This is a genomic window from Nitrosospira multiformis (assembly GCF_900103165.1).
In the GTDB taxonomy this organism is placed as follows: Bacteria; Pseudomonadota; Gammaproteobacteria; order Burkholderiales; family Nitrosomonadaceae; genus Nitrosospira; species Nitrosospira multiformis_D.
This window is the reverse complement of record NZ_FNKY01000001.1, coordinates 2,335,838-2,357,158: the sequence shown is the minus strand read 5'-3', so window position 1 is coordinate 2,357,158 and position 21,321 is coordinate 2,335,838. Positions and strand designations below refer to the sequence as shown.

The following is a 21,321-nucleotide window of genomic DNA, read 5'->3' as shown; positions in this document are numbered from 1 at the left end:
TCAATAACTATGCAAGATACAGTGCAAAATTTGCCATCGATAAATGTAGCCTTTGCTGTAGTACAAAGAGAAGATGGACATGTACTTATGGCAGAGCGTCCTTATGGAAAGGAATCTGCCGGTTTCTGGGAATTCCCGGGGGGTAAATTTGAGTCGGGAGAGAGTGCCGACCAAGCTATCACACGGGAATTATATGAAGAATTGGGTATTAGATTAAAAGTAGCTTATCCATGGATAAGCTACAGCCACATTTATCCCGACAAAATTGTTAAGTTACACGTCTACCGTATTTTTTCCTGGGAAGGGACGCCTTCGGGCCGGGAAGGTCAACGTATATCCTGGGAGAATCCAAGTTCAGTTACTGTGACGCCCTTGTTACCAGCGAATGAAAAAATCCTTCAAGCAATTGCATTGCCCCTGATATATGCCATTATCAATGCTGGCCCTTGCCCTGGTATTAAGGTGAAACTTATGAGGCGCCTTATTTATTTGTTGGAACAAGGGGTACGTTTGATGCAAGTACGCATACGGAGCATGAACCCCGACCAACATATACAGATTATGCGTCCTATCGTCAATTTGGCGCATAAGTATGGTGCAAAAATCTTAGTGAATGGAAACGAGCCGCTTGCTCTTAAGTCCGGTGCTGACGGCATCCATCTGTCAGCCAATCAGCTAATGAACATGCGTACCCGACCTTGCATACCATTATTGTCAGTCTCATGTCATAATGCAAGTGAGCTCGCACATGCTGTTACCTTGCGTGCAAATTTCGTATCATTATCACCAGTACGTTCCACGCCAACACATCCAAATGTTTCCGGCATGGGCTGGAAAAAATTTGCTGACCTAACAAATAAGTTGCCTATGCCGGTGTATGCGTTTGGAGGGTTGGACTCCGATTGCCTTGCAACCGCTATGCGCCACCATGCTTACGGAATAGCTTTATCAAGTAATATTTAACAGTATTCCGCCATGCATCAACCAAGCATCAATGAAATGGGGTAAACCGGCTTTACGTACGCCAAAACCATTGACGAGGGCAGGTATTGTTTATGGGGGCGTTTGACGAAAGGGAAATTAAAGTACGCTAATGCTTTGTAAGCCTCTGATTATCATCTGTTCGCAATTCGTAATGTTTAATCGCGGCGCAGGCTCGTGGTGTGGTGTTCAGGCGGCGCCTTGGACGGCGAGTAAAATCTGACAAGTTGACGCCGAAGGTATTGGCGCTGGTAGCTGCTGAGCAATCCTATCGCCAGATCGGCAGGCAATTGGACTTGAGCAAAAATACTGTACTGGAAATAGTGAAACGTGAACGAGCCAAGCTAACTGCCTCTAACGGATTGCGGTAAACAAAACAGCCTAGCGTACGTAAAATTCCGTTTCGTGTTGTCCTCTACGGTAGATCTTGCCATTGGCGCGCACCGTGGGGTACCCGGACAATTTCAACCCCTTTATCGATTTCCTGGTAGAGAATTAGATAGCTACCCCTGATTATCTTGCGGCAACTGCGGGGCCGCCGTAGGGGTTGCTTCAGGGGTCGCCTGAGGGGCCGGCTGGGGAGCGGGTTGGGGTGCTACCTGCTGCCAGCCATCAGGGCAATCCCTGACCTCCGGATAGTAGCCCTCCGGTGCCCGGCAATAATGCCAGAAACTGGTTTGTGAATCAGGAGCGGGCTGGCCGGCATTCTGTTGTTGAATGTATACGGGCGGAGCGGGCCTAGCCATCGCAGACGGATACGCGTAATAGGGGAATGGATAAAAAGGCTGCATAAAGCCGACTCCGCCAAACCCGAAACCGGGACCGAAACCGAGTAGTCCAAAGGCCGGTCCCATCATCCCTCCGCCATGATGATGGTGGCCTACCCGGTGGTCATGATGGTGACCTCCCCCATGGGGATCTTCTCCATCATGGCGGTCTCCTTCATCATGATTTCCTCCTTCGCCCGGGTCATCCCCTTCATCGTCAGATCCTCCGTCATCAAATCCCCCCTCATCAGACCCGCCATCGTCGCCCCCGCCATCAAACGTCCATGCCGGGTTCACAGGAATCAGCACCAGCAGGCATGTGAGGCATAGTAGCCGGATCTTTTTCATGTAACTCTTTCCACGTTAACCATTGTGCGGTGGAGACTCTTTGCCATGTCTGGATCGGATTTATCCTTGTTTCCTGGCGTATCCTGGCTATAGCAGCATCGGGGGCTTTGATGCGGATGGTTTCGCAATGATGTCCACGGATTACCGACTCTTGCGTTCCGGTTATAGGTGGGATGCAAGTTCTGATCCAATTGAATTAACGCGCGGCTGTGGGTTTCGATGACAATTTCAGCCTGCTGCACGTAGGGAGAGGTAAAAATAACTAAAATTGCAATTAAAAAAGTGAGTTTAGACATATCATAAGTAACGGGGCGTTCCGCGCGATCCTGAGGCGCCAAGGTGGCGTCTCAAACAGGATAGGAATTCGTCCTGATTAGAAAAGGTAAATTTGATACGGCGGGTTGTTGCGGCCAGCCATGCGCAGTATCGATTTGTGTAATTCGTTTAGTCGCAATTCGTTCAACAGTCTGGAGGAGAATCGAATGAATATTTCCAAACGTTATTCACTGTTATTGAGCAGCAGTATTGCAATGGCGATATTTTCCGGTTCCATTGCAGCTCAAGGTTTCGGTCAGTTGAAAGATATCATGGGCGGCAGCGGGGCTAGCGGCGCAGCCTCCTCGCTGGGGTCGCTGGGATCACTGTCATCCATAGCGCCGGGAAGTATAGGCAATGCTGCGGGTATTCTCGATTACTGCGTCAAGAACAGTTATTTGAGCGATAGCAAAGCATCTCCGGTCAAGGATCAACTGATGGGAAAGCTCTCCAGTAGCCAGGATCAACCGGCCACGGATAACCCTGACTATGTCAATGGCGTGAAGGGAATCTTGAGCGGCAGTGATGGTCAGAGCGTGGATTTGAGCATGGCCGGCCTGAAGGCCAAGGCAGGCAAAGAGGTATGTCAAAGAATACTTGATCAGGCCAAATCCATGCTTTGATTATGCCAGATCCATGAATTCCCGGATTTCCGATCCGGACGGAGAGCACGCTGCAGATAGTGGGAATAAGTCCCCGGGGCAGGTATTGAGTATTTGCAGGCTCATGGTGCCCGGCGCCGGATGCCAGAAAGCACTTCGCTCCCTCCGGTTGCCGCATTCAGGTTCGCCTGGGACCATTTCCGCTCCTAAGGGTTTTACTTAGCGTAAAACCAGGGTTTCCCCAATGTACTCATAATATTGACTGAGGTAGGATGAAGCCACTTTGATTCTAACTGGGTTCATTACTATCATGAAAACAAAACTGGCAAAAGTTTTTGCGGCGTTATCGATAGTAGGCCTGCTGGCTTCGCTGAATCCTTCTGCATTTGCGGCTCAGTCCGATGACACCTCCGAGACCTCCAAGATTCACGCAGCCGCCCAGAATGCCACAACGCGGAGTGACCATGAGGCGGTAGCAAAGTATTATGAAGATGCGGCTACGCAAATTCAGGCAAAAGTGGAAGAACAAAAGCAACTGCTTGAACATTATGAGGATAAAAGCTATCTCTATGGCAGGCGGGCACAAGATCTGCAATCGCATACCACGGCGTTAGTACGTCATTACGAGAAGACCGTCAAAACACACATACAGGAAGCCGCTTTGCATCGTCAAATGGCTTCTAAACTTGAGGAAAATCATGCTGTGTCCGGCACTCAAACGGCTAGTGCTGCGGATGAGCTCTAGGATGCTAGGATGTTAATCATGGGTTGATCTTTCCAGATCAGATGCCTTGCCGCTTGGGGTATCGAAAATTGAGTAAGCATGAGTAATAAGTTACCCCGCCCTGGAGCGGGGTAACTTATTTTTACGCCCGGATTTTTCCGATTCATCAACCGGCTGCCGGTAAGGCGTTATCGGATCTTGCTGAATCGTTGCGGTGGCTGTCTCGCTACCTCGATGCTCCGCGAAGGCTGGCATTTTCCATGCCAGGATTTGTCATCCGTAGCGGGCAACACCAATTTCTTTCTCAAATCTCTCTCAATGCGCTGATATGTTCGGTACCGCACAGGAAACCCTGTTTGGTGCCCTTACTATGCACGGGCAAATTCGATGATCCGCGCTTTGATCGTATTCCGAAACGCGGAAACTCAAGTTTGCCTGTGAATTTATGTAACCTGTGGACGTATTAACACTTCCATTTCTCAATCAACTCAATCCAATCTGGAGGTAATCTCATGGCGAATGGACTTAACAAAAAAACACCGAATATGCCGACTGAACCGCGTGCTTTGAAGCGGCTCGAGAGGTACATCGAACTCGGGGAATTCAATGATGGCCAGACCGCTGGAATTCCGAGCACTCCGCGCTACCTGGTGACCTACATGAACTCGCAGACCGGTAGCCGGATTCGATCCGCCACGGTGGTGTCGGTCACGAACCAGTCAGACAAGATTAATCGCGTTTTCGTGTCGTACTTTAAAGGGTTCACCGACAATACCTCACCGGTTGGCGTGGCGGTCTTCGCCATTCCACCCGATTTCACCGTCGATTTCTCTTCACGCAACCTTCCCGGTGAACTCACCGTATGCAACGCTATTTGCAATCCGGAGCTGATCTTTGACGAAGGCCGCGCTATCGTCAGCTCAATGTTCCCGGAAATCGGCGTCAGCAGCCGCATTTACTACACTTCGGGCGACAAGGACGAAAACCTGTTGTCGATCACCGATTCGAAGATTGTCCTTTTCGGAAGAGGGAACCGGGGGGATTGACCAGGAAAGTGTCGTCCCGGCAGAAAGAGCAGGTGGCGGCCGTATTTATTTTCTGATGGAGATATATCATGGATATCGAATATTTTTTAAAGAAAGCCCAGGCGAGTGCGATAAATATTGCCAGAGAAGATATCGCCCAGGTTGCTATTGGCAACATAAAATCCCTGCGTTCCCGCATTGTATCCACTGAAGAAGAGGACACGCTGGAATTGTCTGAAGTATTGGAAAAAGGGTGTCCAATTCCCCTGGAATTGGTGTATCTCGAAACAACCGGAGACCGGCCGCGAACAGGTTTTTATGTCGTTGAATTATTGAATGCGTCGCAGAAAACTTCAAGTATCGTGTTTCGGAACATCGAAAGTGGAAAAATACTGGATTACAGGCTCATATTTAATCACGAAGGAGGCATTTCATCGGACGGTGCATCGGCATTTGATCCCGACTTTAATAATTTCGCCTATTCGAATTATGTGAATTGGTGTGGCAGGTGGAGAGGCCGCAGGCGGTTGTGGCGAGTATGTACCGGAGAGGATTGCGCGCTCGGTTATGGGATCTGCTTCCAACGCCGCTTACCGAACTTATAGCAGCGGTCAGAAGATTGTTGAGTCGGCTGTTGAATCGTTTTGGGGGCATAAGACCGGCGATGTCAATGAGTGTCTTTACGGCCTACGCCAATATCAGCGGCCGCCCATCGTTTCCATTGCCTCCAGCTGTGCCCGCAGGACTTCCACCTCGTCCAGCAGCTGCAGGGCCAGCGCCACCCCGGCGGCGTTGACGCCGAGATCGCTTTGCAGGTGCGCGGCTATCCTGGCTTGGCGCATGTGGGTTCCCGTAAAGCGCCAGGCATGAGGTTCATTGTCTCCCATAGACGTTTCCGGGAGTTTTTCCGGCGCGATCAAGCCTTCGTCAACCAGTTCAACAATGTATTCGGTTTGCACCGCACAGACACGGCTGATTTCAACAATGGTCAGCAGATTTTGTTCATCCAGAAGCGTTCCGCTCAATTCTTGTAGCGGCTCATCTTGTAGCGGTTCATTGGACGAATCTCGTGGTTTATCCAGCGGCACATCGCGTGGAGAGGAGGGGGGATTGGCATTTGTCATGTTTTCACTCCCAATCTGGCTCGTGGGTTGAAAGATTTAAATTGCACGGCCATGTTGTGGTAGAAATCTTTGGCACTGTCATTGTCAGCGGGTGGCACCACGATCTGAAGCACCACAAAAAAATCACCCGGCGTCTTGCCGGGAATACCACGGCCTTTCAATCGCAATTTCCGTCCGGCGGACGAATCGGCGGGTATCTTGAGTTCGATGGTTCCATCCGGGGTGGGTGTTTTGACTGTTGCGCCCAGGGCGGCTTCCCATGGCGCCACCGGCAGGTCGAGATACACGTCGCTTCCATCGACGCGGTAGTATGAGTGGGGCCGGAATTCGATCTCCAGATAAAGATCTCCCGCTTTGCCCTGGCCATGCCCCGGTGCACCTTGTCCCGCCAGACGAATCTGCTGCCGGGCGCGAATACCCTTGGGAATTTTTACATTGAGAGCATGTTCGCGCGTCGATACATGTCCCTGCGTATCGACCCCGGGCACCTGCAGGGTGATGGTACGGGTTGCGCCCGTATACGAGTCTTCCAGGTCGATCAGTACCTTGGCATAATGATCCTCGCCTGGACGATGGAATGTTGCCCCGGCAGTGCCATGCCTGCCGGCTCCCTGGCCGCCGCCAAAGCGGGCGCCAAAACCCTGGCCGAACAGGGATTCAAAAAAATCGCTGTACTGCGACGTGTCGCCACCGGAAAATTTTTGTCCGGAAAACTCGAAACCGGTATTCCATTCGGGTGGCGGGCGGAATTCCTGATTCGCTTTCCAATTTGTGCCGAGTTGATCGTAAGCTGTTCGTTTTTCCGCGTCCTTCAGCACTTCATAGGCTTCCCCCAGCTCCTTGAAGCGGACTTCGGCGTCTTTCTCCTTGCTCACATCCGGATGATATTTGCGCGCGAGTTTTCTGTAGGCGCGCTTGATATCATCCTGCGATGCGTTGCGCGCAACACCCATTATCTTGTAATAGTCCTTGAATTCCATCTATTGTTCCGATCAGCGATAACGAGATACGATGAAGAAGTATAGGTAAGCATAACCTTTAATTCTCCTTTGTGACAATCGCTTCGTTGGCGATGCACTACAGAAAATGTTAGCGCTATAGGGCATTTTCCAGCGTGACGCTTGTCTTATGTGCAATTGCCGTTTTTTTTCCGGTAACGAAGGAAATGGTGCTTTGGGCGAAGGCAATCGGAACAATGCGGGACACGCGGTTGCGGAACAGGAGCGTATGTGAAAAAGATCGGATTAATGTGGCTTGTTCTCGTTATGCTTGGGCCAGTTTCCACCGGTTCAGCGTGGACGCGAGATGGAGGCGGGGGCGGAGGTGATGGGGGAGGTCATCACGGTGGTGGAGGTCACCACGGTGGGGGTCATCATGGCGGGGGTGGGCACCACCATCATGGGGGAATAGGTTTCATTGGCATAGGAGGTTTCTATCCCGGTTTTGGCTTCGGTGGATATGGATACGGTCCGGGTTATTATGGCGGTTATGGCTATGGTTATGGCGGCTATGGATTCGGAATGCCTTATTACTCTCCATATTACGGGTACCCCCCGGTAGTGGCTGTACCGCAAGTACCACCGGTGTATATTCAGCAGCAACCACCGCAGGCAGCGGTGCAACCGCCGCCGCCACAAGCACCCGCCAATTATTGGCATTATTGCAGAAACCCGGAGGGGTATTATCCCTATGTAAAAAAATGCCCCGATGGCTGGCTGCAAGTGGCTCCTCAGCCCGCCCAATAAGGAGTGGCCATGTTAAAAAACCATAGACGATTTCCGTTGCTGCTGGTGTTCTTGTTGGGGGCATGTGCGAGCATACCGAGCGGCCCCAGCGTGATGGTCCTGCCGGGGTCCGGCAAGACTTTTGATCAATTCCGGGGAGATGATTCCTACTGTAAACAGTATGCCAGTGAACAGGCAGGGGGAACGACACCAAATCAGGCAGCCGTTTCCAGCGGAGCTGGAACCGCCGCAATCGGTACAGGGGTTGGCGCGGCGGCGGGTGCCGCTTTGGGGGGAGGAACGGGTGCCGCGATTGGCGCGGGTAGCGGCCTGCTGGTGGGAGGACTGATGGGAACGGGTACCGCCCGAACTTCGGGGTATGTCATCCAGCAGCGCTACGATATGGGTTATATCCAATGCATGTATGCCAAGGGTCATCGTGTCCCCGTATCAGGCCAGATCATGGACAGCTATCGCAACCAGGCGCCTGGTGCCAATCTGCCCCCGCCTCCGCTTGGCAATCCTCCGCCTCCTCCGCCCGGCAATCCTCCGCCCCCGCCTCCGCAATGAAGCGGCTGCCAGCGTGCGGGTGATGCGATTGCGTTTGAATAGGTGGCCCACTTTGACAGGGCGTTTTTTCAACAAGAATCACACGGGCCGCACCACCCCTGAAGAAAAGATTATCATCCGATCTGAACATTGCGCGCCATCGTCTGACGTTAGCCAGTACCCGGGCATGATTTGATATGCCGATGTCCCGATGGGTTACGCCACGCTTACCCATCCTACCAAAACCGGATTGAAGATAATTATGAGTCAAACCCATCTTAAACGCGACATGACGGCGCACGATATCGGCGCTACGGCTGCTATCATCCCTGTCGCCGATAGTTCCGGTCTCGCCGATCTATGCGATCTGCAATTCGACAACAGCTTCGTGCGCGAGCTGCCAGGCGACCCGGAGACCCACAACATTCCCCGTGCGGTGCGCAACGCCTGCTATACCCGCGTTGATCCAACTCCGGTGCGGGCGCCCCGGCTGCTGGCCTGGGTGGAGCCGGTGGGCGAACTGCTCGGTATTTCACGCCCGGTTTCACCGGTGGGTCCGGCGGTCGAAGTGCTCGGCGGCAGCCGCGTCCTGCCTGGTATGCAGCCGTATGCGGCACGTTATGGTGGACACCAGTTCGGCCACTGGGCGGGGCAGCTCGGCGATGGCCGCGCCATTACCCTGGGCGAGATACTCGGCCCGGATGGCAAGCGCCGGGAATTGCAGCTCAAGGGGGTGGGCAAGACACCGTACTCGCGCACCGCGGATGGTCGTGCGGTGCTGCGCTCGTCGGTGCGCGAATTTCTGTGCAGCGAAGCCATGCATTCTCTGGGGGTGCCGACTACCCGGGCGTTAAGTCTGGTGGCAACCGGCGAAATGGTGGTGCGCGACATGTTTTATGATGGCAATCCGCGTCCCGAGACGGGCGCCATCGTCTGTCGTGTGGCGCCGTCGTTCGTGCGCTTCGGCAATTTCGAAATCCTTGCGGCGCACAATGAACTGGACACGCTCCGGCGTCTGGCCGATTACGTGATACGCGAGCATTTCCCTGAACTGGGCGCGCCTTCACCGTCAACTTACGCGCGGTGGTTCGAAGAAATCTGCCGTCGTACCGGGACGCTGGCCGCTCACTGGATGCGGGTGGGTTTCGTCCACGGCGTGATGAATACCGACAATATGTCGATACTGGGGCTGACGATCGACTATGGTCCCTATGGCTGGCTGGAGGGTTTCGATTTCCAGTGGACGCCCAATACCACGGATGCGCAGGGGCGGCGGTACTGCTTCGGCAACCAGCCAGAGATTGCGCACTGGAATCTGACCCGGCTCGCCAACGCCCTTGCCCCGCTGATCGAGGACCACGCGGCGCTGGAGTATGGCTTGTCGGTCTTCGGTGAGACTTTTCAGAATGCATGGCGTGGCATGCTGGCGGACAAACTCGGACTGGTTTCGTTGGGGCAGGACGGGGATGACACGCTGGTGAGCGGCCTGTTCGATCTGCTGCAGCAGGTTGAGACCGATATGACCCTGTTCTTTCGTGGACTGATGGCCATGCCGGTGGATACTCAGGGTGACAATCCGGCGGCTACCATGGATGACGCTACGCTGGCTGCGCCGTTGCACCGGGCGTTCTATACTGAACTGGCCCCCGCGCAGATGGCCAGGCTGGCTGGCTGGCTGCGCCGCTATATCGCGCGCGCGCGCCTGGATGCGGAGGCTACCAGTTTGCCTGAATTTGCGGATGTGCGCCTGGAGCGCATGAGATATGCCAATCCCAAATATGTGCTACGCAATTATCTGGCGCAGCAGGCCATCGAGGCGCTGGAGCAGGGTGATGCTTATGTCATTACACGGCTGATGGAAGTATTGAAACATCCTTATGACGAGCAGCCCGGGCATGACGATCTCGCGGACCGCCGGCCTGAATGGGCGCGCAACAAACCGGGTTGCTCGGCGTTGTCATGCAGTTCTTGAATGCTTGCTGCGTTGGTTGATGAATGAAAGGTGGACGATAGGGCCGCGTGGGAGAGGGGAAAGGGGGAGAAATCGAATCTGGATTCGACATCTGGCGTCAGCCCGGAGCGACTTTCCTCTCTCAACAATCGGGAGAGGAAAGCCGTTGTCACATATCGAGTTGTTAAAGCGTTTTGAGGTATTCGAGCAACGCTTTTTTCTCGTCCGCCGAAAGCGTGGTGCCGAATTCGTGGCCGCAGCGGCTGTTTCCCGAATTCCGGTCGCTGCAATCCGTGGTCTGCAATGTATAGTCGAACTTGGTCTGATCGACAGCAAGGCCGACATTGACCAGGTCGTAAGCAGGGCCAACCTTGAATGAACTGACCCTTTCGGCTGCAGGCTTCAGCAATTCGGCCAGCGATGGCACCGATCCATTGTGCAGATAGGGAGCAGCTGCCCAGATTCCTTCAAGTACCCGGGATTCATAGGCATAGGAGGGTGTTGTGGGCGCCGGTGCCTTGAATGCATCCTTGAGAGATTCGGTTTCGGGCGTAAATGGCGATTGCATGCCCTTCACCTGTGCCTGATCTTCCGCCTTCATCAATACCGGAACGTAATGCTGGAGAATGGAGCCGATTACCGATAATCCCAGAACGTTGAAGGCCGTGTCGACCGGTTTGAGAGGCTGGGCGAGAAAGGGGATTTTTGCCCCTTCAAGCACGCCGGTCTTTACGGTCCAGCCAAGAATGTCATATTCCCTGGAATCGGTGCCGACATCCAGAACCGGTGTGGCCCAGGTTTTCTGCTCGAAGAACCGGGTCTGCCCAGGGCTGATTCCATGGCATTCGACGCAGCCGCCTTGATCAGTCTTGCGTGCAAAGATTGCCTTGCCCTTGGTGGCAAGCGCCTGGTCTACTTTCCACGGCCATCTGGGCGGTCCAATTTTACGAATCAGGTCCTCCAGCGCGTCGAGTCCCTGGAAATTGGCTGAATTATTATGCAGGTAGTCGATTCCAAGCAGTCGCCACGCATCTTTCTTAGGATGGAAAACGCCGAAAACCCCGTAAACTTCACCCAGATTACGAGCGAGTCCCAGGATATTATTGCCATTCCCGGCAAAGCCGGGCCACTGGGTTTTGTCCTGAATCGCGGCATTCCAGAGGAATGGATAGCGCACCGGCGCGGTGGCGGGTTTGATATTTTCGGGGATCATATAAGTGGGCGGCGGACCGATGTCGAGCCCCGTGAGCCGGTTAAAAATCATCGCTACGGCATCGAGCCGTGCCGGTCCCCAGGGCGGGGTGGGCAGCGCGCCTTTCATTAACGTGTGATAAGGCAGATACCAGGCTTGCAGCGCCTGGCCCAGCTTCGTCTTGTCGGCCGAAGTTGGCGACGGACCCAGCACGGCACGGGCAAATTCCGTAAATGCCTGTTGATTCGTCAGCACGGTGTTTACCGCCTTATCAAGATCGGCAAGGAAACTCTGAAAGTCGACAATACCCGGACCCCCGTCGATCCGGTAGAGACTGCCATTGACTTCAATCTGGCGCGTATGGCATGCGGAGCAATTCATGCCAATCTCCTGGCCGTTACTTCCGCTGCCGACGGTAAAGCCGACCGGCAGCCCGGGTGGGTGACTCGCCTTGTTGGGCAAATAACCATAGCGGCTAAGACTATCGGCCATAAAAGGCTCGCCATTCGGCTGTTTCAACGCCGCGATCCAGCTAAGCGGCATGATCCGTGAACCCTGGTCACGGCTGTAGAAGTCTTTTTGGGCGGAAGCCGTCCACTCCTTTCCCTGATCAATGGGTAGCGGAGCCGCCGCGGATGAAGGCGGCGGCGCGAGCATAGCGGACGTGAACGCCATGCTGCCGATCCAAAATGCAAATCCGTTTCTCACTTGTTATTCTCCTTATGAGCTAACCGGCATATTTCATGAATTGGCTCGCATCTTCGCCCACCTTTTGATTGATATCAGAGATTTTGTCCCGGCCGAATGCATGAACTGCTGTGCCCTGCCTTGCAAAAGCTTCTACCAGTCAAAAGCCCTGCGCGATGATCGCACGAAGCCATAAAATATCCAGGCTAAATGAATAGAATCCAGCCCGGATACCTCAACTTGCCGGTATACGAGCCAGTTCCACGATGGGTGTGAATGTGTCAAGCGGGTTGCGCTTGACCGTGTTACGCAAGCGGTGCTTCCATTCCCAATGCCTCCTTTCATCGTTGTTAACGATGAAAGTATTAGATAGGAGAATTGAGATCGTGACTACCTGCAAGATCTTACAGGTATGAAGAGAATAAACTTTAGTTCTGCGTTCCTGCTCGTCCAAATGGTGGAGGAAATCCATCCAGCGATGGAGGATGCGGGCAACATGAATCCGGTTCCGCCAACAAGACGGTGGAAATAACAGGCGTCACTGCCCGGGAGCATCTAAACCGGTGAGCAGGCTTACTAAGACTTGCGTGGATACTTTATTCCGCGGATGGTTTTGTCCAGAAGCAAACGCGTTTTTTTGGCGGCTCGCTCTTCATGTTTAGTCAACTCTTTCTGCACCATTTCCGCGAACGCGACCAGATTTTGTCGAGGGTAGGCATCCTGCACGCCGCCGTCCTGAAAGAATTCGGCTATCCAGCGAGCATTCAGCTCGGTGTTCCCCGTTTCTTCCAGATAATCCTCTGCCGCCATCTTGACGTAGTCCGTCAGTTTGGGCATGGTGTCTCCTTATTTAAATCAAAAGACAACGATATCTGAAATCTGTTGAATTATATAGAGACAATAGCCATATGATTCCCCACAGCTGGCAGCGAACCAAGATCGTATGTACGCTGGGCCCTGCGACGGACTCCCCCGGCGTTATCGAGCAACTGATCGAGTACGGCATGGATGTTGCGCGCGTGAATGCCTCGCACGGCGATCATGCCGATCATGCGCGGCGCATTGAGCGGGTGCGTAACGCAGCTCATGCGCTCGGCCAGCCGGTGGCTATTCTCATTGATCTGCCGGGTCCGAAATTCCGCATTGGCGATCTGCCGGATGATTTTCGCAAGCTGACCGAAGGTGCGATAGTCAGGCTGACTGCGGAAGGCGGCATCGCGGAGGAGGGCGGTGGTGCGGAAGAGTACAACACTCTTTTGCCAGTGCGAGACCCGGAGCTGCTTCAGGCGCTCCGTGCGGGAGAGTCGGTGTTTCTGGCCGATGGCTCGATCGAGCTGCGCGTCAGAACCACGACTGCCGCCTGCGTCCAGTGCGAAGTGATCATCGGCGGCACTGTGCGCTCCGGCTCCGGGATCAACGTTCCCGAATCAATTCTGAGCGAGCTGGTGCCTACCGATGATGACCGGCGTCATCTCGCATTCGCGGTGGCGCAAGAGATTGAATGGGTCGGCGTGTCGTTTGTGCAATCGGCCGGCGATCTTGCGCGGGTGCGGGCATGCCTGCCGTCTGGACCGGGTCCGGGGGCGCAGCCGCTGCTGATGGCCAAGATAGAGAAGCGCCAGGCACTCGCGGATCTCGATGCGATTGTGGAAGCGTCCGACGGCGTGATGGTCGCGCGCGGTGATCTGGGAGTCGAGACCGATCTCGCCGAGATACCGGTGGTGCAGAAGCGTATTATCGCGGCGGCCAATGCGCACGGGCGCCCGGTAGTCACCGCCACGCAGATGCTCGAGTCGATGGTGGAGCGCGAACATCCGACACGGGCCGAAGCCACCGACGTGGCCAACGCGGTACTCGATGGAACGGATGCCGTGATGCTCTCTGCCGAGACAGCCATCGGTCAATTTCCCATCGCCGCCGTACGGTTTCTTGCCCGCGTGCTCACGGCGACGGAGAAGGGATATAGCTTGCGCATGGCACATGACCGGATGCGGGCGACGGACATGCCCAGTTCCCCGGATCAGCCGGGCAATGCCCTGAGCTTCGCCGCCTGCCAGCTTGCTGCGCGGCTCAGCGCCCGGGCCATCATCGTGCCCGCCCATACCATGGCAGCGGCGCTGGCGATTGCCCGTTTCCGCCCTCAGGCGCCGCTTATCGTCGTGGCAAGTTCCATGAGATTGTATCGGAGCCTGGCGCTGGTGCGCGGGGTTTCGCCGCTTCTTTCCGCTGCCGTATTTGGTACTGGAACCCGCACTGGAACCGGGCCGCAGGCTTGTCTGGTTCAAGCCGGAGAGTGGCTGGTCTCGCAGGGTCTGGCGGAACTCGGCGATCAGGTTGTGCTGGTCTCCGCTTCCAGTAGCGCTTGCGAAAGAGCCGACACGCTCCGGACGATCCGCTTGAGTCTGGATGGGAGTACCGGATAGGCGGTATTCTTACAGCTACAATTCGGGCAGCGTTTCCGAATCGCCGGTATCGCCAGTGCCGCCGGTATCTTTGGCGAGCATTACCCGATTGCGCCCCGCTTCCTTTGCTTTGTACATTGCCTTATCCGCACGCTCAATCAATGTTTCCTTGCGCTCGCCTGGCCTCAACATCGCCACGCCAACACTGATGGTTACCGGGATGCTGAGTTCCTTCAGATGCAACGGCGTTTCCATCACCCCTTTGCGTATCCGCTCCGCGATGACCTTTGCCAATTCCAGATGGGTGCTCGTCATGATAATAACGAATTCTTCCCCGCCGAATCTGCCAACCATGTCGAAGTCCCGCACCGCCGCCTGAATCCGTCCCGCCACATGCTTGAGGACGAAGTCGCCCACCACGTGCCCGTGGGTATCGTTAATTTTCTTGAAGAAATCGAGATCGATCATCGCCACGCACAGCGGGCTGCCGCTCCGGCCATCGTGCCCCCTGTGCGCCATATTGATATGGTGATCAAGGGTCTCCATCAGCGTGTTATAGCGCATCAAGCCCGTGAGTTGATCAGTCGAAGCTTCCTGATGCCAGTGGGATGTTTCCTTGCGCAGCCTGGTGAGCGCCTTTCGCAGTTCGTCAATTTGTGGAAGACGATAACCTTCGGCACTGAGGTAGACGTCCAGGGAGTTGAGTTTCAAAATGCAGTCGATGAGGGGGCGCAGGGTTGCCGTATCGTCCGCGAATTTGACCGATAGATTGTTTATCAGTGCTTGCTGCGTGAGGCTATGCTGTAGCTGCAGAATCCCCAGGGGAATTTTTGCGCGAACGAAAGCGGCGGCGATGGCCAGCCGTTCTCCAAAATACTTCGGGGTATCGAAGTCCTGGCCGTAGTCCCGTAAATGCCGGGTCCATGTTTGCGTGAAGCATTCGATACCCATACTCCGCTCGATCAACGCGAAACTTCGCTCGCGCGCAAGCGCGACGCAGCAGGAATGCACCAGCGCCTCGGCTTCTCCCTCCGTGGCTTCGCTCCGTATGCGCTCCGCCAGTTTGGCATGTTCGGCATGCAGCCCCAGTACCGACAGCGCCTCCTGGATTCGCGCGTTGTCAAATCCAAATGTGGCGCAATCGAATGTGGCTTTAGTGTCCATCAGATATGGAGCGTGGCGCTCATTCATAGGTTCCCATGGAGGTTTCCAATAGAGACAGGGCGATTCTCAAGAGATGACGGCATCCTGCAGGTTGCAGCGTAAAGCATAATGCACTACCCTCAGCAATTCCGGTGTTGATGACATAGAATAGTAAAGAATTAGTCATAAAACAGTCATTGGGTACCATTTTTTGGAGCGCATGTCATCCACCGTGAACCCATACGGAGTCTCTATGAACCTCGGCCCCCGCGTAATACTGGCATCTGTCATCGTTTCCTCCGTATTGATGGGATGCGCATCTCCCCGATCTTTTCTGGGCGCTTCGTTACCCAAGATGAAATATGAGGATGTCAAAAAGAGAGAGATACCGCTTCGTTTGCAGCTCATTGTCGAGTTTCAGCGAAATGGGGATCCCTTCCCCAGGGGAGACATTCCCTTGCGGGATTATGCCGCAAAGATACTTGGCGATACAGGTGTTATTACCCCGATTGATGCGGTCTCCGCAGCTGACGATCAGGGGGAGGGTGCCATCCGGATAGTCCTGAATAATATTGCAGATAGCGGCACCGTTGCCGCGGAAGCGTCTCGCTCGGGGTTTCCGCTGTGGATGGTTGGAAAAACCATTACCGACGCTTATACCATGTCAATGGCCATCACCATAAAAGGAAAGACGATCAGGCGAACCGGCATAAAACACGCATTCCACACGGCGCTCGGCAATATGGAGATCCCCGAGGGTATTGAGGTTTTTCCTTCGAACGAAGCGTTTGGACGAATGCTTGAGCAAATGATTCTGCGGGGGCTCCAAGACATGCAAAGAAGTGGGGAATTGTCATGGTTGGGTTCGCCGGGATCGATCGTTTTTTCTTGAGCGGTTTTCCGGCGATGAAATTGTTGGGTTACGCTACGCTAACCCAACCTACCACTTCAGGAGCCATGGTGCGTGGCCGGCTTGTCACATTCAACGGAATCCGCCCCATAGTGAGCTCACCATAAGGTGAAAGTCTCAAGATGAGAAATTAACTGCCGGGGTTAGATCTAATCGGAATACCCGGCACCTATCCTCCTTTCTTCCCTGGAGTAATAGCGCACGTCGCCCAACGGCACGATTACCAGCCCGCCTTCGGTGACGTGATATTTTTCTCGATCGCGTGCAAGATCGAAGCCGATCTCTGCACCAGCGGGAATCACATTGTGCCGGTCAACGATCACGTGACGCAGCTTCGCTCCGCGCCCGATGCGTACATAATCCATGATAACGCAGTCTTCGATCTGCGCCCCCGGCTCAACCATGACTTCCCGCCGGAGGATCGAATTGCGTATCTTTGCGTTTCTTATGATGTTTGCCGCCCCCAATAGAACATTGTCGAGTTCGCCAGACGTCACCCAGGAGGTCGGTCCCTGGTAATAGCTGGAAAAAATTGGCCACTGCGGATTGAAAAGATCAAAGCGCGGCTCCAGGCCGAGCATGTCCCGATGCGCTTCGAAATAGGTATCGAGTGTTCCCACATCGCGCCAGTAGCCTTTTTCCTCATAGGGCTTGGTATCAGGCACTTCATTGGTCGCAAAGTCGTAGGCGAACACCTGATGGGACTGGGACAGGCGTGGAAGCACATGATGGCCGAAATCAGTCGCGCCATCCTTGTGCGCATTCTCCAGCGTCGCCCTCAGAACATCCGCATTGAATAGATAATTGCCCATGGACGCATAGGCGCGTTGCGGATCATTCGGCATTGGCCGCGCTTGTTCGGGCTTTTCCTGAAAGCCGGTAATGCGCCCCGACGTATCGGTTTCGATAATGCCGAAGTTCGAAGCCTGTTCCAGCGGTACGGGAAGTGCGGCCACGCTGATATCCGCGTCGTTCTCACGGTGGAAGCGCACCATCTGCTGAACATCCATGCGGTAGATATGGTCCGCACCAAATACCGCCACCAGGTCCGGCCGGTGCATGTCCATCAGGTTCAGGCTCTGATATACGGCATCCGACGTGCCGCCGAAGAGTGCACGTTCCGATGTCATCTGCGGCGGCACCACGGTGACGAACTGCTCGGAAAACAGGGTGGAAACCGTCCACGCCTTGCGGATATGCTCGATGAGAGATTGCGGCTTGTACTGCACCAGAAGATAGATTGAACGAATGTCGGAGTTCACCAGATTGGTGAGGACGAAATCTACGATACGGTAGCGGCTCCCGAACGGCACCGCCGGCTTGCAACGATCTGCCGTCAATGGCCGCAGGCGTGAACCCTCGCCGCCCGCCATGACAAAAGCCATGACTTTTTTCCGGCACCTTCTTTCCCGCATATCGTTGTCCACCTTTTACCTCTTGGTCAACACGCTGGTTTAGTTATAGCCCATATTACTGCGGTTTTCTGCTAGAGTGAGAAACAGCAGGCCCAAAAAGAAAAAATTTGCGTTCCTTCACTCAATCCATGCCTATCGTTCCTGTCCTTCATACGCTCCAACCGCCTGTAGGGAGCAGGGTATCGCCGCATAGCCGGTGCTTCCGGTGAAAGTCTGGCCCGGAAATCCCTATCCGCTCGGCGCTACCTACGATGGCGCGGGAACAAATTTCTCGCTGTTTTCGGAGGTTGCCGAGCGTGTTGAGCTTTGCCTGTTCGATGAACTGGATTGCGAAATCCGGACCGATCTGCCTGAGAACGCGGGTCATTGCTGGCACGGCTACTTTCCCGATGTCGGACCGGGGCAACGCTATGGCTTTCGCATACATGGGCCATGGGCGCCCGAGCAAGGGAATCGGTGCAATCCAGCCAAGCTCCTGGCGGATCCCTACGCCAAGGGCATTGATGGCGACGTTCGCTGGGACGAAGCGGTATTCCCTTACCTGTTCGCAGACCCCAATGTGCGCAATGACGAGGACAGCGCACCCTTCATGCCCAAGTGCGTCGTCCAGCAGCCTTTCTTCGATTGGTCGGGGGACCGCCTGCTGCAACGGCCCTGGCACGAAACCATTATCTATGAAATGCATGTCAAGGGATTCACGGCACAGCATCCGGACATACCGCCTGAATTGCGAGGCACCTACGCGGGCCTCGCTCATCCCGCCGCGATCGGGTATTTGAAACAGCTCGGCGTCACGGCTGTCGAGTTGATGCCGGTGCATTATTTCGTGCATGAGAAACACTTGATCGACCAGGGGTTACACAACTACTGGGGCTACAATTCCATTTCCTATTTCGCGCCGCACAGCGGCTATGCGGCTGATAAACGTCCGGGTGCCGCCAGCGCCGAATTCAAGCAGATGGTTAAGGCCATGCACCAGGCCGGCATGGAAGTCATCCTCGACGTGGTCTACAACCACACCGCCGAGGGCAGTCATCTGGGGCCGGTGCTGTGCTTCAAGGGCATCGACAATGCCTATTATTACCAATTGATGGCGGATGATCGCCGCCACTACAGGGACTACAGCGGCACCGGTAACTCCTTCAATATGCGCCAGCCTCACGTGCTGCAATTGATCATGGATTCGTTGCGTTACTGGGTACTGGAAATGCACGTGGATGGTTTCCGTTTCGATCTGGCCTCCGCACTGGCGCGCGAACTGCACGAAGTGCAAAAATTGTCCGCCTTCTTCGACCTCATTCAGCAGGATCCGGTCATCAGCCAGATCAAGCTGATTGCCGAACCTTGGGATCTCGGCGAGGGGGGGTACCAGGTTGGCAATTTCCCGCCGGGCTGGTCGGAGTGGAACGGCAAGTATCGCGATTGTCTGCGCGACTTCTGGCGCGGCCATGAAGAGACGCTCAGCGAGTTCGCGCACCGTTTCACCGGCAGCCCGGATCTTTACGCCGGCAATTCGCGCAATCCTTTTGCCAGCATCAATTTCATCACGGCACACGACGGTTTTACGCTTCACGATCTGGTGTCTTACAATGACAAACACAATCTGGCCAACGGCGAAGATAACCGCGACGGGAGCGACGACAATCGTTCCTGGAACTGCGGTGTCGAGGGTGCCACCGGCGATGCCGGGGTGCTTGCTCTTCGTGCCCAGCAGCAGCGCAATTTTCTGGTCACGCTCATGTTGTCGCAAGGCGTGCCCATGCTGCTCGCCGGGGATGAATTCAGCCGTACGCAGCAGGGTAACAACAATGCCTATTGCCAGGATAACGAAGTTTCCTGGATTGACTGGGCCGGCATTGACCAGGATTTATGCGAATTCACCAGGCGCCTTGTCGCTTTCCGCCATGCCCATCCGGCCTTTCGCCGCCGCCGCTGGTTCCAGGGGCGGGCCATTCATGGTGCGGACTATAGCGATATTGCCTGGTTCAGTCCCGCAGGCGAGCAGGCGAGCGAGGAGCCATGGGGTGGGTGGCTCGCTAAAAGCCTGGCAATTTTCATCAATGGCGAAACCATTCCCAACCCCAATGCCCGTGGCGAACCGGTTACCGACAATAGTTTCTACCTGATCTTCAATGCTCATCACGAAGCGCTGGACTTTACTCTACCTGCGGCCCGCTGGGGTCAAAGCTGGCTGCCTGTGCTTAATACCACTCAAGGCTGGGTTGAAGATGCCATCCCGCTTCAGGCTGGCGCCAGGCTGACGGTGGCGCCACGGTCTATGGTACTGTTGCAGCGCCAGGACTGAATGATTTTCATGCGATCGGAGGTCGCAACATGAAATCGCTGGGCAAAAGATCGCAGGGCGCGCGGCTGGAGCGTATGCGCGCATCCCTGCTATGGGCGGGCGACCAATTCCGGAACGTACATCCGATTATTCCGAATTTGCGGGATCCGAACGCCGCGATGCCGACGCTCAGCGAGTTTCTCTGCGGCGGCGAACGGCGTGTACCACGGGGGCCGCTGCCATCAATGAACCCGCTGGATACCTGGGCCAGGCGGCCGGCCAGCGGGTTGCGCGCCACCTGGCTCGGACATTCCACGCTTCTGATCGAGATCGATGGCATCCGTGTACTTACCGACCCGGTCTGGGGGTTGCGCGCATCGCCATCGCGGCTTGCCGGCCCCAAGCGGTTCCAGCCCGTTCCAGTCCCGTTGCGCGCCATGCCGCCGCTAGATCTGGTGATCGTTTCGCACGACCACTACGACCATCTCGACTATCCGACCATCCGCGAACTTGCCAAGCGCGACGTGCCGTTCGTGACTTCGCTCGGCGTCGGTGCGCACCTTGAAGCCTGGGGCGTGCAACCTGAGCGCATCGTCGAACTCGACTGGTGGGAATCGCACCGCTTGCCGAACAGCGAACTGACGGTGACCGCCACACCGTCGCAGCACTTTTCCGGACGCGGCCTGCTCCACGGCCGCAACACCACATTATGGTCCTCGCTCGTGATTCGCTCACCCCGTCACACGGTGTTCTTCAGTGGCGATACGGGCCTCACGACGGAATACCAGACTATCCACGAACGGTTTGGGCCGTTCGATCTGGTGATGCTGGAAGTGGGTGCTTTCGATCCTGCCTGGGGCGACATGCACCTGGGCCCGAAAAACGCGCTTGAGGCACTGAAACTGCTCGGCGGCGGTCCTTTCCTGCCTGTGCACTGGGGAACGTTCAACCTGGCGATGCACGCCTGGGACGAGCCCCCGGAAACCTTGCTGGAGCTGGGACCGAAAGCGGGCGTGCAACTGGTGATGCCGCGCCTCGGAAATCCGATTGAGCCAGCGCATGCGGAACAAGTTGAACCGTGGTGGCGCGATATCGACGCAGTCGGGCGCCAATCAGGGCCTGACGCAAAGAGGGGGGTCACTATGCCGAAGGCAATGCCATGGCCGATCGACTAAAGG

21 protein-coding genes are annotated in these 21,321 nt (G+C 55.3%); 13 read left to right on the top strand and 8 right to left on the bottom strand.

All coding sequences use genetic code 11. The annotated features are described in order from the left end of the window. Window positions 1–9 precede the first annotated feature (9 nt). Window positions 10–963, top strand: coding sequence for a Nudix family hydrolase (locus BLR00_RS10575; RefSeq protein ID WP_081346722.1), 954 nt, complete (start codon window positions 10–12; stop codon window positions 961–963). A gap of 433 nt (window positions 964–1,396) precedes the next feature. Here BLR00_RS10575 and BLR00_RS17215 read toward each other — a convergent pair whose 3' ends face one another. Together BLR00_RS17215 and BLR00_RS16390 are read right to left on the bottom strand one after the other, a co-directional pair. Continuing rightward, window positions 1,397–1,498: a hypothetical protein gene (locus BLR00_RS17215; protein WP_371130402.1), complete on the bottom strand. Its 102-nt coding sequence runs from the start codon at window positions 1,496–1,498 to the stop codon at window positions 1,397–1,399. Beyond that, window positions 1,485–2,096 carry a hypothetical protein gene (locus BLR00_RS16390; RefSeq protein WP_143007647.1) on the bottom strand — a complete coding sequence of 204 codons (612 nt, stop codon included), beginning with the start codon at window positions 2,094–2,096 and terminating at the stop codon, window positions 1,485–1,487. Before BLR00_RS16390 ends, BLR00_RS17215 begins: the two co-directional genes overlap by 14 nt. 482 nt (window positions 2,097–2,578) lie before the next feature. Between BLR00_RS16390 and BLR00_RS10555 the strand changes: the two genes are divergently transcribed. From BLR00_RS10555 to BLR00_RS10540, 4 genes are all read left to right on the top strand, one after another. Then, window positions 2,579–3,034 carry a DUF2501 domain-containing protein gene (locus BLR00_RS10555; RefSeq protein WP_074632347.1) on the top strand — a complete coding sequence of 152 codons (456 nt, stop codon included), beginning with the start codon at window positions 2,579–2,581 and terminating at the stop codon, window positions 3,032–3,034. A 289-nt stretch (window positions 3,035–3,323) separates the two neighbouring features. Further along, the gene (locus tag BLR00_RS10550; RefSeq protein WP_074632344.1) at window positions 3,324–3,758 is read left to right on the top strand and encodes a hypothetical protein; all 435 of its coding nucleotides are present in this window, start codon (window positions 3,324–3,326) and stop codon (window positions 3,756–3,758) included. 491 nt (window positions 3,759–4,249) lie between these two features. Continuing rightward, entirely contained in the window at window positions 4,250–4,783 is a 534-nt protein-coding gene (locus BLR00_RS10545) for a hypothetical protein (protein ID WP_074632342.1), read from the top strand. 68 nt (window positions 4,784–4,851) lie between these two features. Further along, the gene (locus tag BLR00_RS10540; RefSeq protein ID WP_074632341.1) at window positions 4,852–5,367 is read left to right on the top strand and encodes a hypothetical protein; all 516 of its coding nucleotides are present in this window, start codon (window positions 4,852–4,854) and stop codon (window positions 5,365–5,367) included. Window positions 5,368–5,460: 93 nt separating this feature from the next. Here BLR00_RS10540 and BLR00_RS10535 read toward each other — a convergent pair whose 3' ends face one another. Together BLR00_RS10535 and BLR00_RS10530 are read right to left on the bottom strand one after the other, a co-directional pair. Next, window positions 5,461–5,886, bottom strand: coding sequence for a chaperone modulator CbpM (locus tag BLR00_RS10535; RefSeq protein WP_081346720.1), 426 nt, complete (start codon window positions 5,884–5,886; stop codon window positions 5,461–5,463). Further along, window positions 5,883–6,866, bottom strand: a complete 984-nt coding sequence (locus BLR00_RS10530) for a DnaJ C-terminal domain-containing protein (RefSeq protein ID WP_074632340.1) — start codon at window positions 6,864–6,866, stop codon at window positions 5,883–5,885. Before BLR00_RS10530 ends, BLR00_RS10535 begins: the two co-directional genes overlap by 4 nt. Window positions 6,867–7,140: 274 nt before the next feature. Between BLR00_RS10530 and BLR00_RS17210 the strand changes: the two genes are divergently transcribed. The 3 genes from BLR00_RS17210 (at window position 7,141) to BLR00_RS10515 (ending at window position 10,131) form a co-directional block, all read left to right on the top strand. Continuing rightward, a complete protein-coding gene (locus BLR00_RS17210) occupies window positions 7,141–7,296 on the top strand; it encodes a hypothetical protein (RefSeq protein WP_176759967.1) in 156 nt (51 codons plus the stop codon). Between the two features lie 344 nt (window positions 7,297–7,640). Beyond that, window positions 7,641–8,180, top strand: coding sequence for a glycine zipper family protein (locus tag BLR00_RS10520; RefSeq protein ID WP_074632335.1), 540 nt, complete (start codon window positions 7,641–7,643; stop codon window positions 8,178–8,180). A 241-nt stretch (window positions 8,181–8,421) separates the two neighbouring features. Next, window positions 8,422–10,131, top strand: coding sequence for a protein adenylyltransferase SelO (locus BLR00_RS10515; protein ID WP_256324115.1), 1,710 nt, complete (start codon window positions 8,422–8,424; stop codon window positions 10,129–10,131). A gap of 163 nt (window positions 10,132–10,294) precedes the next feature. On the opposite strand, the gene BLR00_RS10510 is transcribed toward BLR00_RS10515, so the two are convergent. Beyond that, the gene (locus BLR00_RS10510; protein ID WP_074632332.1) at window positions 10,295–11,977 is read right to left on the bottom strand and encodes a di-heme-cytochrome C peroxidase; all 1,683 of its coding nucleotides are present in this window, start codon (window positions 11,975–11,977) and stop codon (window positions 10,295–10,297) included. Here BLR00_RS10510 and BLR00_RS10505 point away from each other — a divergent pair. Continuing rightward, the gene (locus BLR00_RS10505) at window positions 11,967–12,185 is read left to right on the top strand and encodes a hypothetical protein (protein ID WP_143007646.1); all 219 of its coding nucleotides are present in this window, start codon (window positions 11,967–11,969) and stop codon (window positions 12,183–12,185) included. The two genes, BLR00_RS10510 and BLR00_RS10505, sit on opposite strands and share 11 nt — an antisense overlap. A 380-nt stretch (window positions 12,186–12,565) precedes the next feature. Here BLR00_RS10505 and BLR00_RS10500 read toward each other — a convergent pair whose 3' ends face one another. Beyond that, complete coding sequence (locus BLR00_RS10500; protein ID WP_074632328.1) at window positions 12,566–12,826, bottom strand: hypothetical protein; 261 nt, start codon at window positions 12,824–12,826, stop codon at window positions 12,566–12,568. Between the two features lie 71 nt (window positions 12,827–12,897). On the opposite strand from BLR00_RS10500, the gene pyk reads away from it, so the two are divergent. Next, complete coding sequence (gene pyk / locus BLR00_RS10495) at window positions 12,898–14,412, top strand: pyruvate kinase (protein WP_074632327.1); 1,515 nt, start codon at window positions 12,898–12,900, stop codon at window positions 14,410–14,412. 15 nt (window positions 14,413–14,427) lie between these two features. On the opposite strand, the gene BLR00_RS10490 is transcribed toward pyk, so the two are convergent. Continuing rightward, complete coding sequence (locus tag BLR00_RS10490; RefSeq protein WP_074632326.1) at window positions 14,428–15,582, bottom strand: GGDEF domain-containing protein; 1,155 nt, start codon at window positions 15,580–15,582, stop codon at window positions 14,428–14,430. Between the two features lie 205 nt (window positions 15,583–15,787). Here BLR00_RS10490 and BLR00_RS10485 point away from each other — a divergent pair, with 205 nt between their 5' ends. After that, on the top strand, window positions 15,788–16,426 hold the full coding sequence (locus BLR00_RS10485) for a hypothetical protein (RefSeq protein ID WP_074632325.1): 639 nt from the start codon (window positions 15,788–15,790) through the stop codon (window positions 16,424–16,426). 167 nt (window positions 16,427–16,593) lie between these two features. Here the strand turns inward: BLR00_RS10485 and BLR00_RS10480 are convergent, their stop codons facing one another. Continuing rightward, on the bottom strand, window positions 16,594–17,829 hold the full coding sequence (locus tag BLR00_RS10480; protein WP_256324114.1) for a glucose-1-phosphate adenylyltransferase: 1,236 nt from the start codon (window positions 17,827–17,829) through the stop codon (window positions 16,594–16,596). A gap of 235 nt (window positions 17,830–18,064) precedes the next feature. On the opposite strand from BLR00_RS10480, the gene glgX reads away from it, so the two are divergent. Together glgX and BLR00_RS10470 are read left to right on the top strand one after the other, a co-directional pair. Beyond that, entirely contained in the window at window positions 18,065–20,164 is a 2,100-nt protein-coding gene (gene glgX, locus BLR00_RS10475; RefSeq protein ID WP_074634256.1) for a glycogen debranching protein GlgX, read from the top strand. Between the two features lie 29 nt (window positions 20,165–20,193). Further along, window positions 20,194–21,318 (top strand): MBL fold metallo-hydrolase, encoded by a 1,125-nt coding sequence (locus BLR00_RS10470; protein ID WP_074632323.1) that lies wholly within the window; start codon window positions 20,194–20,196, stop codon window positions 21,316–21,318. The last annotated feature ends 3 nt before the right edge of the window (window positions 21,319–21,321 follow it).

Excerpts from the sequence above, each read along its gene's own strand:
- BLR00_RS10575 (WP_081346722.1), top strand. The coding sequence starts at position 10 with ATGCAAGATACAGTGCAAAATTTGCCATCGATAAATGTAGCCTTTGCT.
- BLR00_RS16390 (WP_143007647.1), bottom strand. The coding sequence starts at position 2,096 with ATGAAAAAGATCCGGCTACTATGCCTCACATGCCTGCTGGTGCTGATT.
- BLR00_RS10555 (WP_074632347.1), top strand. The coding sequence starts at position 2,579 with ATGAATATTTCCAAACGTTATTCACTGTTATTGAGCAGCAGTATTGCA.
- BLR00_RS10550 (WP_074632344.1), top strand. The coding sequence starts at position 3,324 with ATGAAAACAAAACTGGCAAAAGTTTTTGCGGCGTTATCGATAGTAGGC.
- BLR00_RS10545 (WP_074632342.1), top strand. The coding sequence starts at position 4,250 with ATGGCGAATGGACTTAACAAAAAAACACCGAATATGCCGACTGAACCG.
- BLR00_RS10540 (WP_074632341.1), top strand. The coding sequence starts at position 4,852 with ATGGATATCGAATATTTTTTAAAGAAAGCCCAGGCGAGTGCGATAAAT.
- BLR00_RS10535 (WP_081346720.1), bottom strand. The coding sequence starts at position 5,886 with ATGACAAATGCCAATCCCCCCTCCTCTCCACGCGATGTGCCGCTGGAT.
- BLR00_RS10530 (WP_074632340.1), bottom strand. The coding sequence starts at position 6,866 with ATGGAATTCAAGGACTATTACAAGATAATGGGTGTTGCGCGCAACGCA.
- BLR00_RS10520 (WP_074632335.1), top strand. The coding sequence starts at position 7,641 with ATGTTAAAAAACCATAGACGATTTCCGTTGCTGCTGGTGTTCTTGTTG.
- BLR00_RS10515 (WP_256324115.1), top strand. The coding sequence starts at position 8,422 with ATGAGTCAAACCCATCTTAAACGCGACATGACGGCGCACGATATCGGC.
- BLR00_RS10510 (WP_074632332.1), bottom strand. The coding sequence starts at position 11,977 with ATGGCGTTCACGTCCGCTATGCTCGCGCCGCCGCCTTCATCCGCGGCG.
- BLR00_RS10500 (WP_074632328.1), bottom strand. The coding sequence starts at position 12,826 with ATGCCCAAACTGACGGACTACGTCAAGATGGCGGCAGAGGATTATCTG.
- pyk (WP_074632327.1), top strand. The coding sequence starts at position 12,898 with ATGATTCCCCACAGCTGGCAGCGAACCAAGATCGTATGTACGCTGGGC.
- BLR00_RS10490 (WP_074632326.1), bottom strand. The coding sequence starts at position 15,582 with ATGAATGAGCGCCACGCTCCATATCTGATGGACACTAAAGCCACATTC.
- BLR00_RS10485 (WP_074632325.1), top strand. The coding sequence starts at position 15,788 with ATGAACCTCGGCCCCCGCGTAATACTGGCATCTGTCATCGTTTCCTCC.
- BLR00_RS10480 (WP_256324114.1), bottom strand. The coding sequence starts at position 17,829 with ATGGCTTTTGTCATGGCGGGCGGCGAGGGTTCACGCCTGCGGCCATTG.
- BLR00_RS10470 (WP_074632323.1), top strand. The coding sequence starts at position 20,194 with ATGAAATCGCTGGGCAAAAGATCGCAGGGCGCGCGGCTGGAGCGTATG.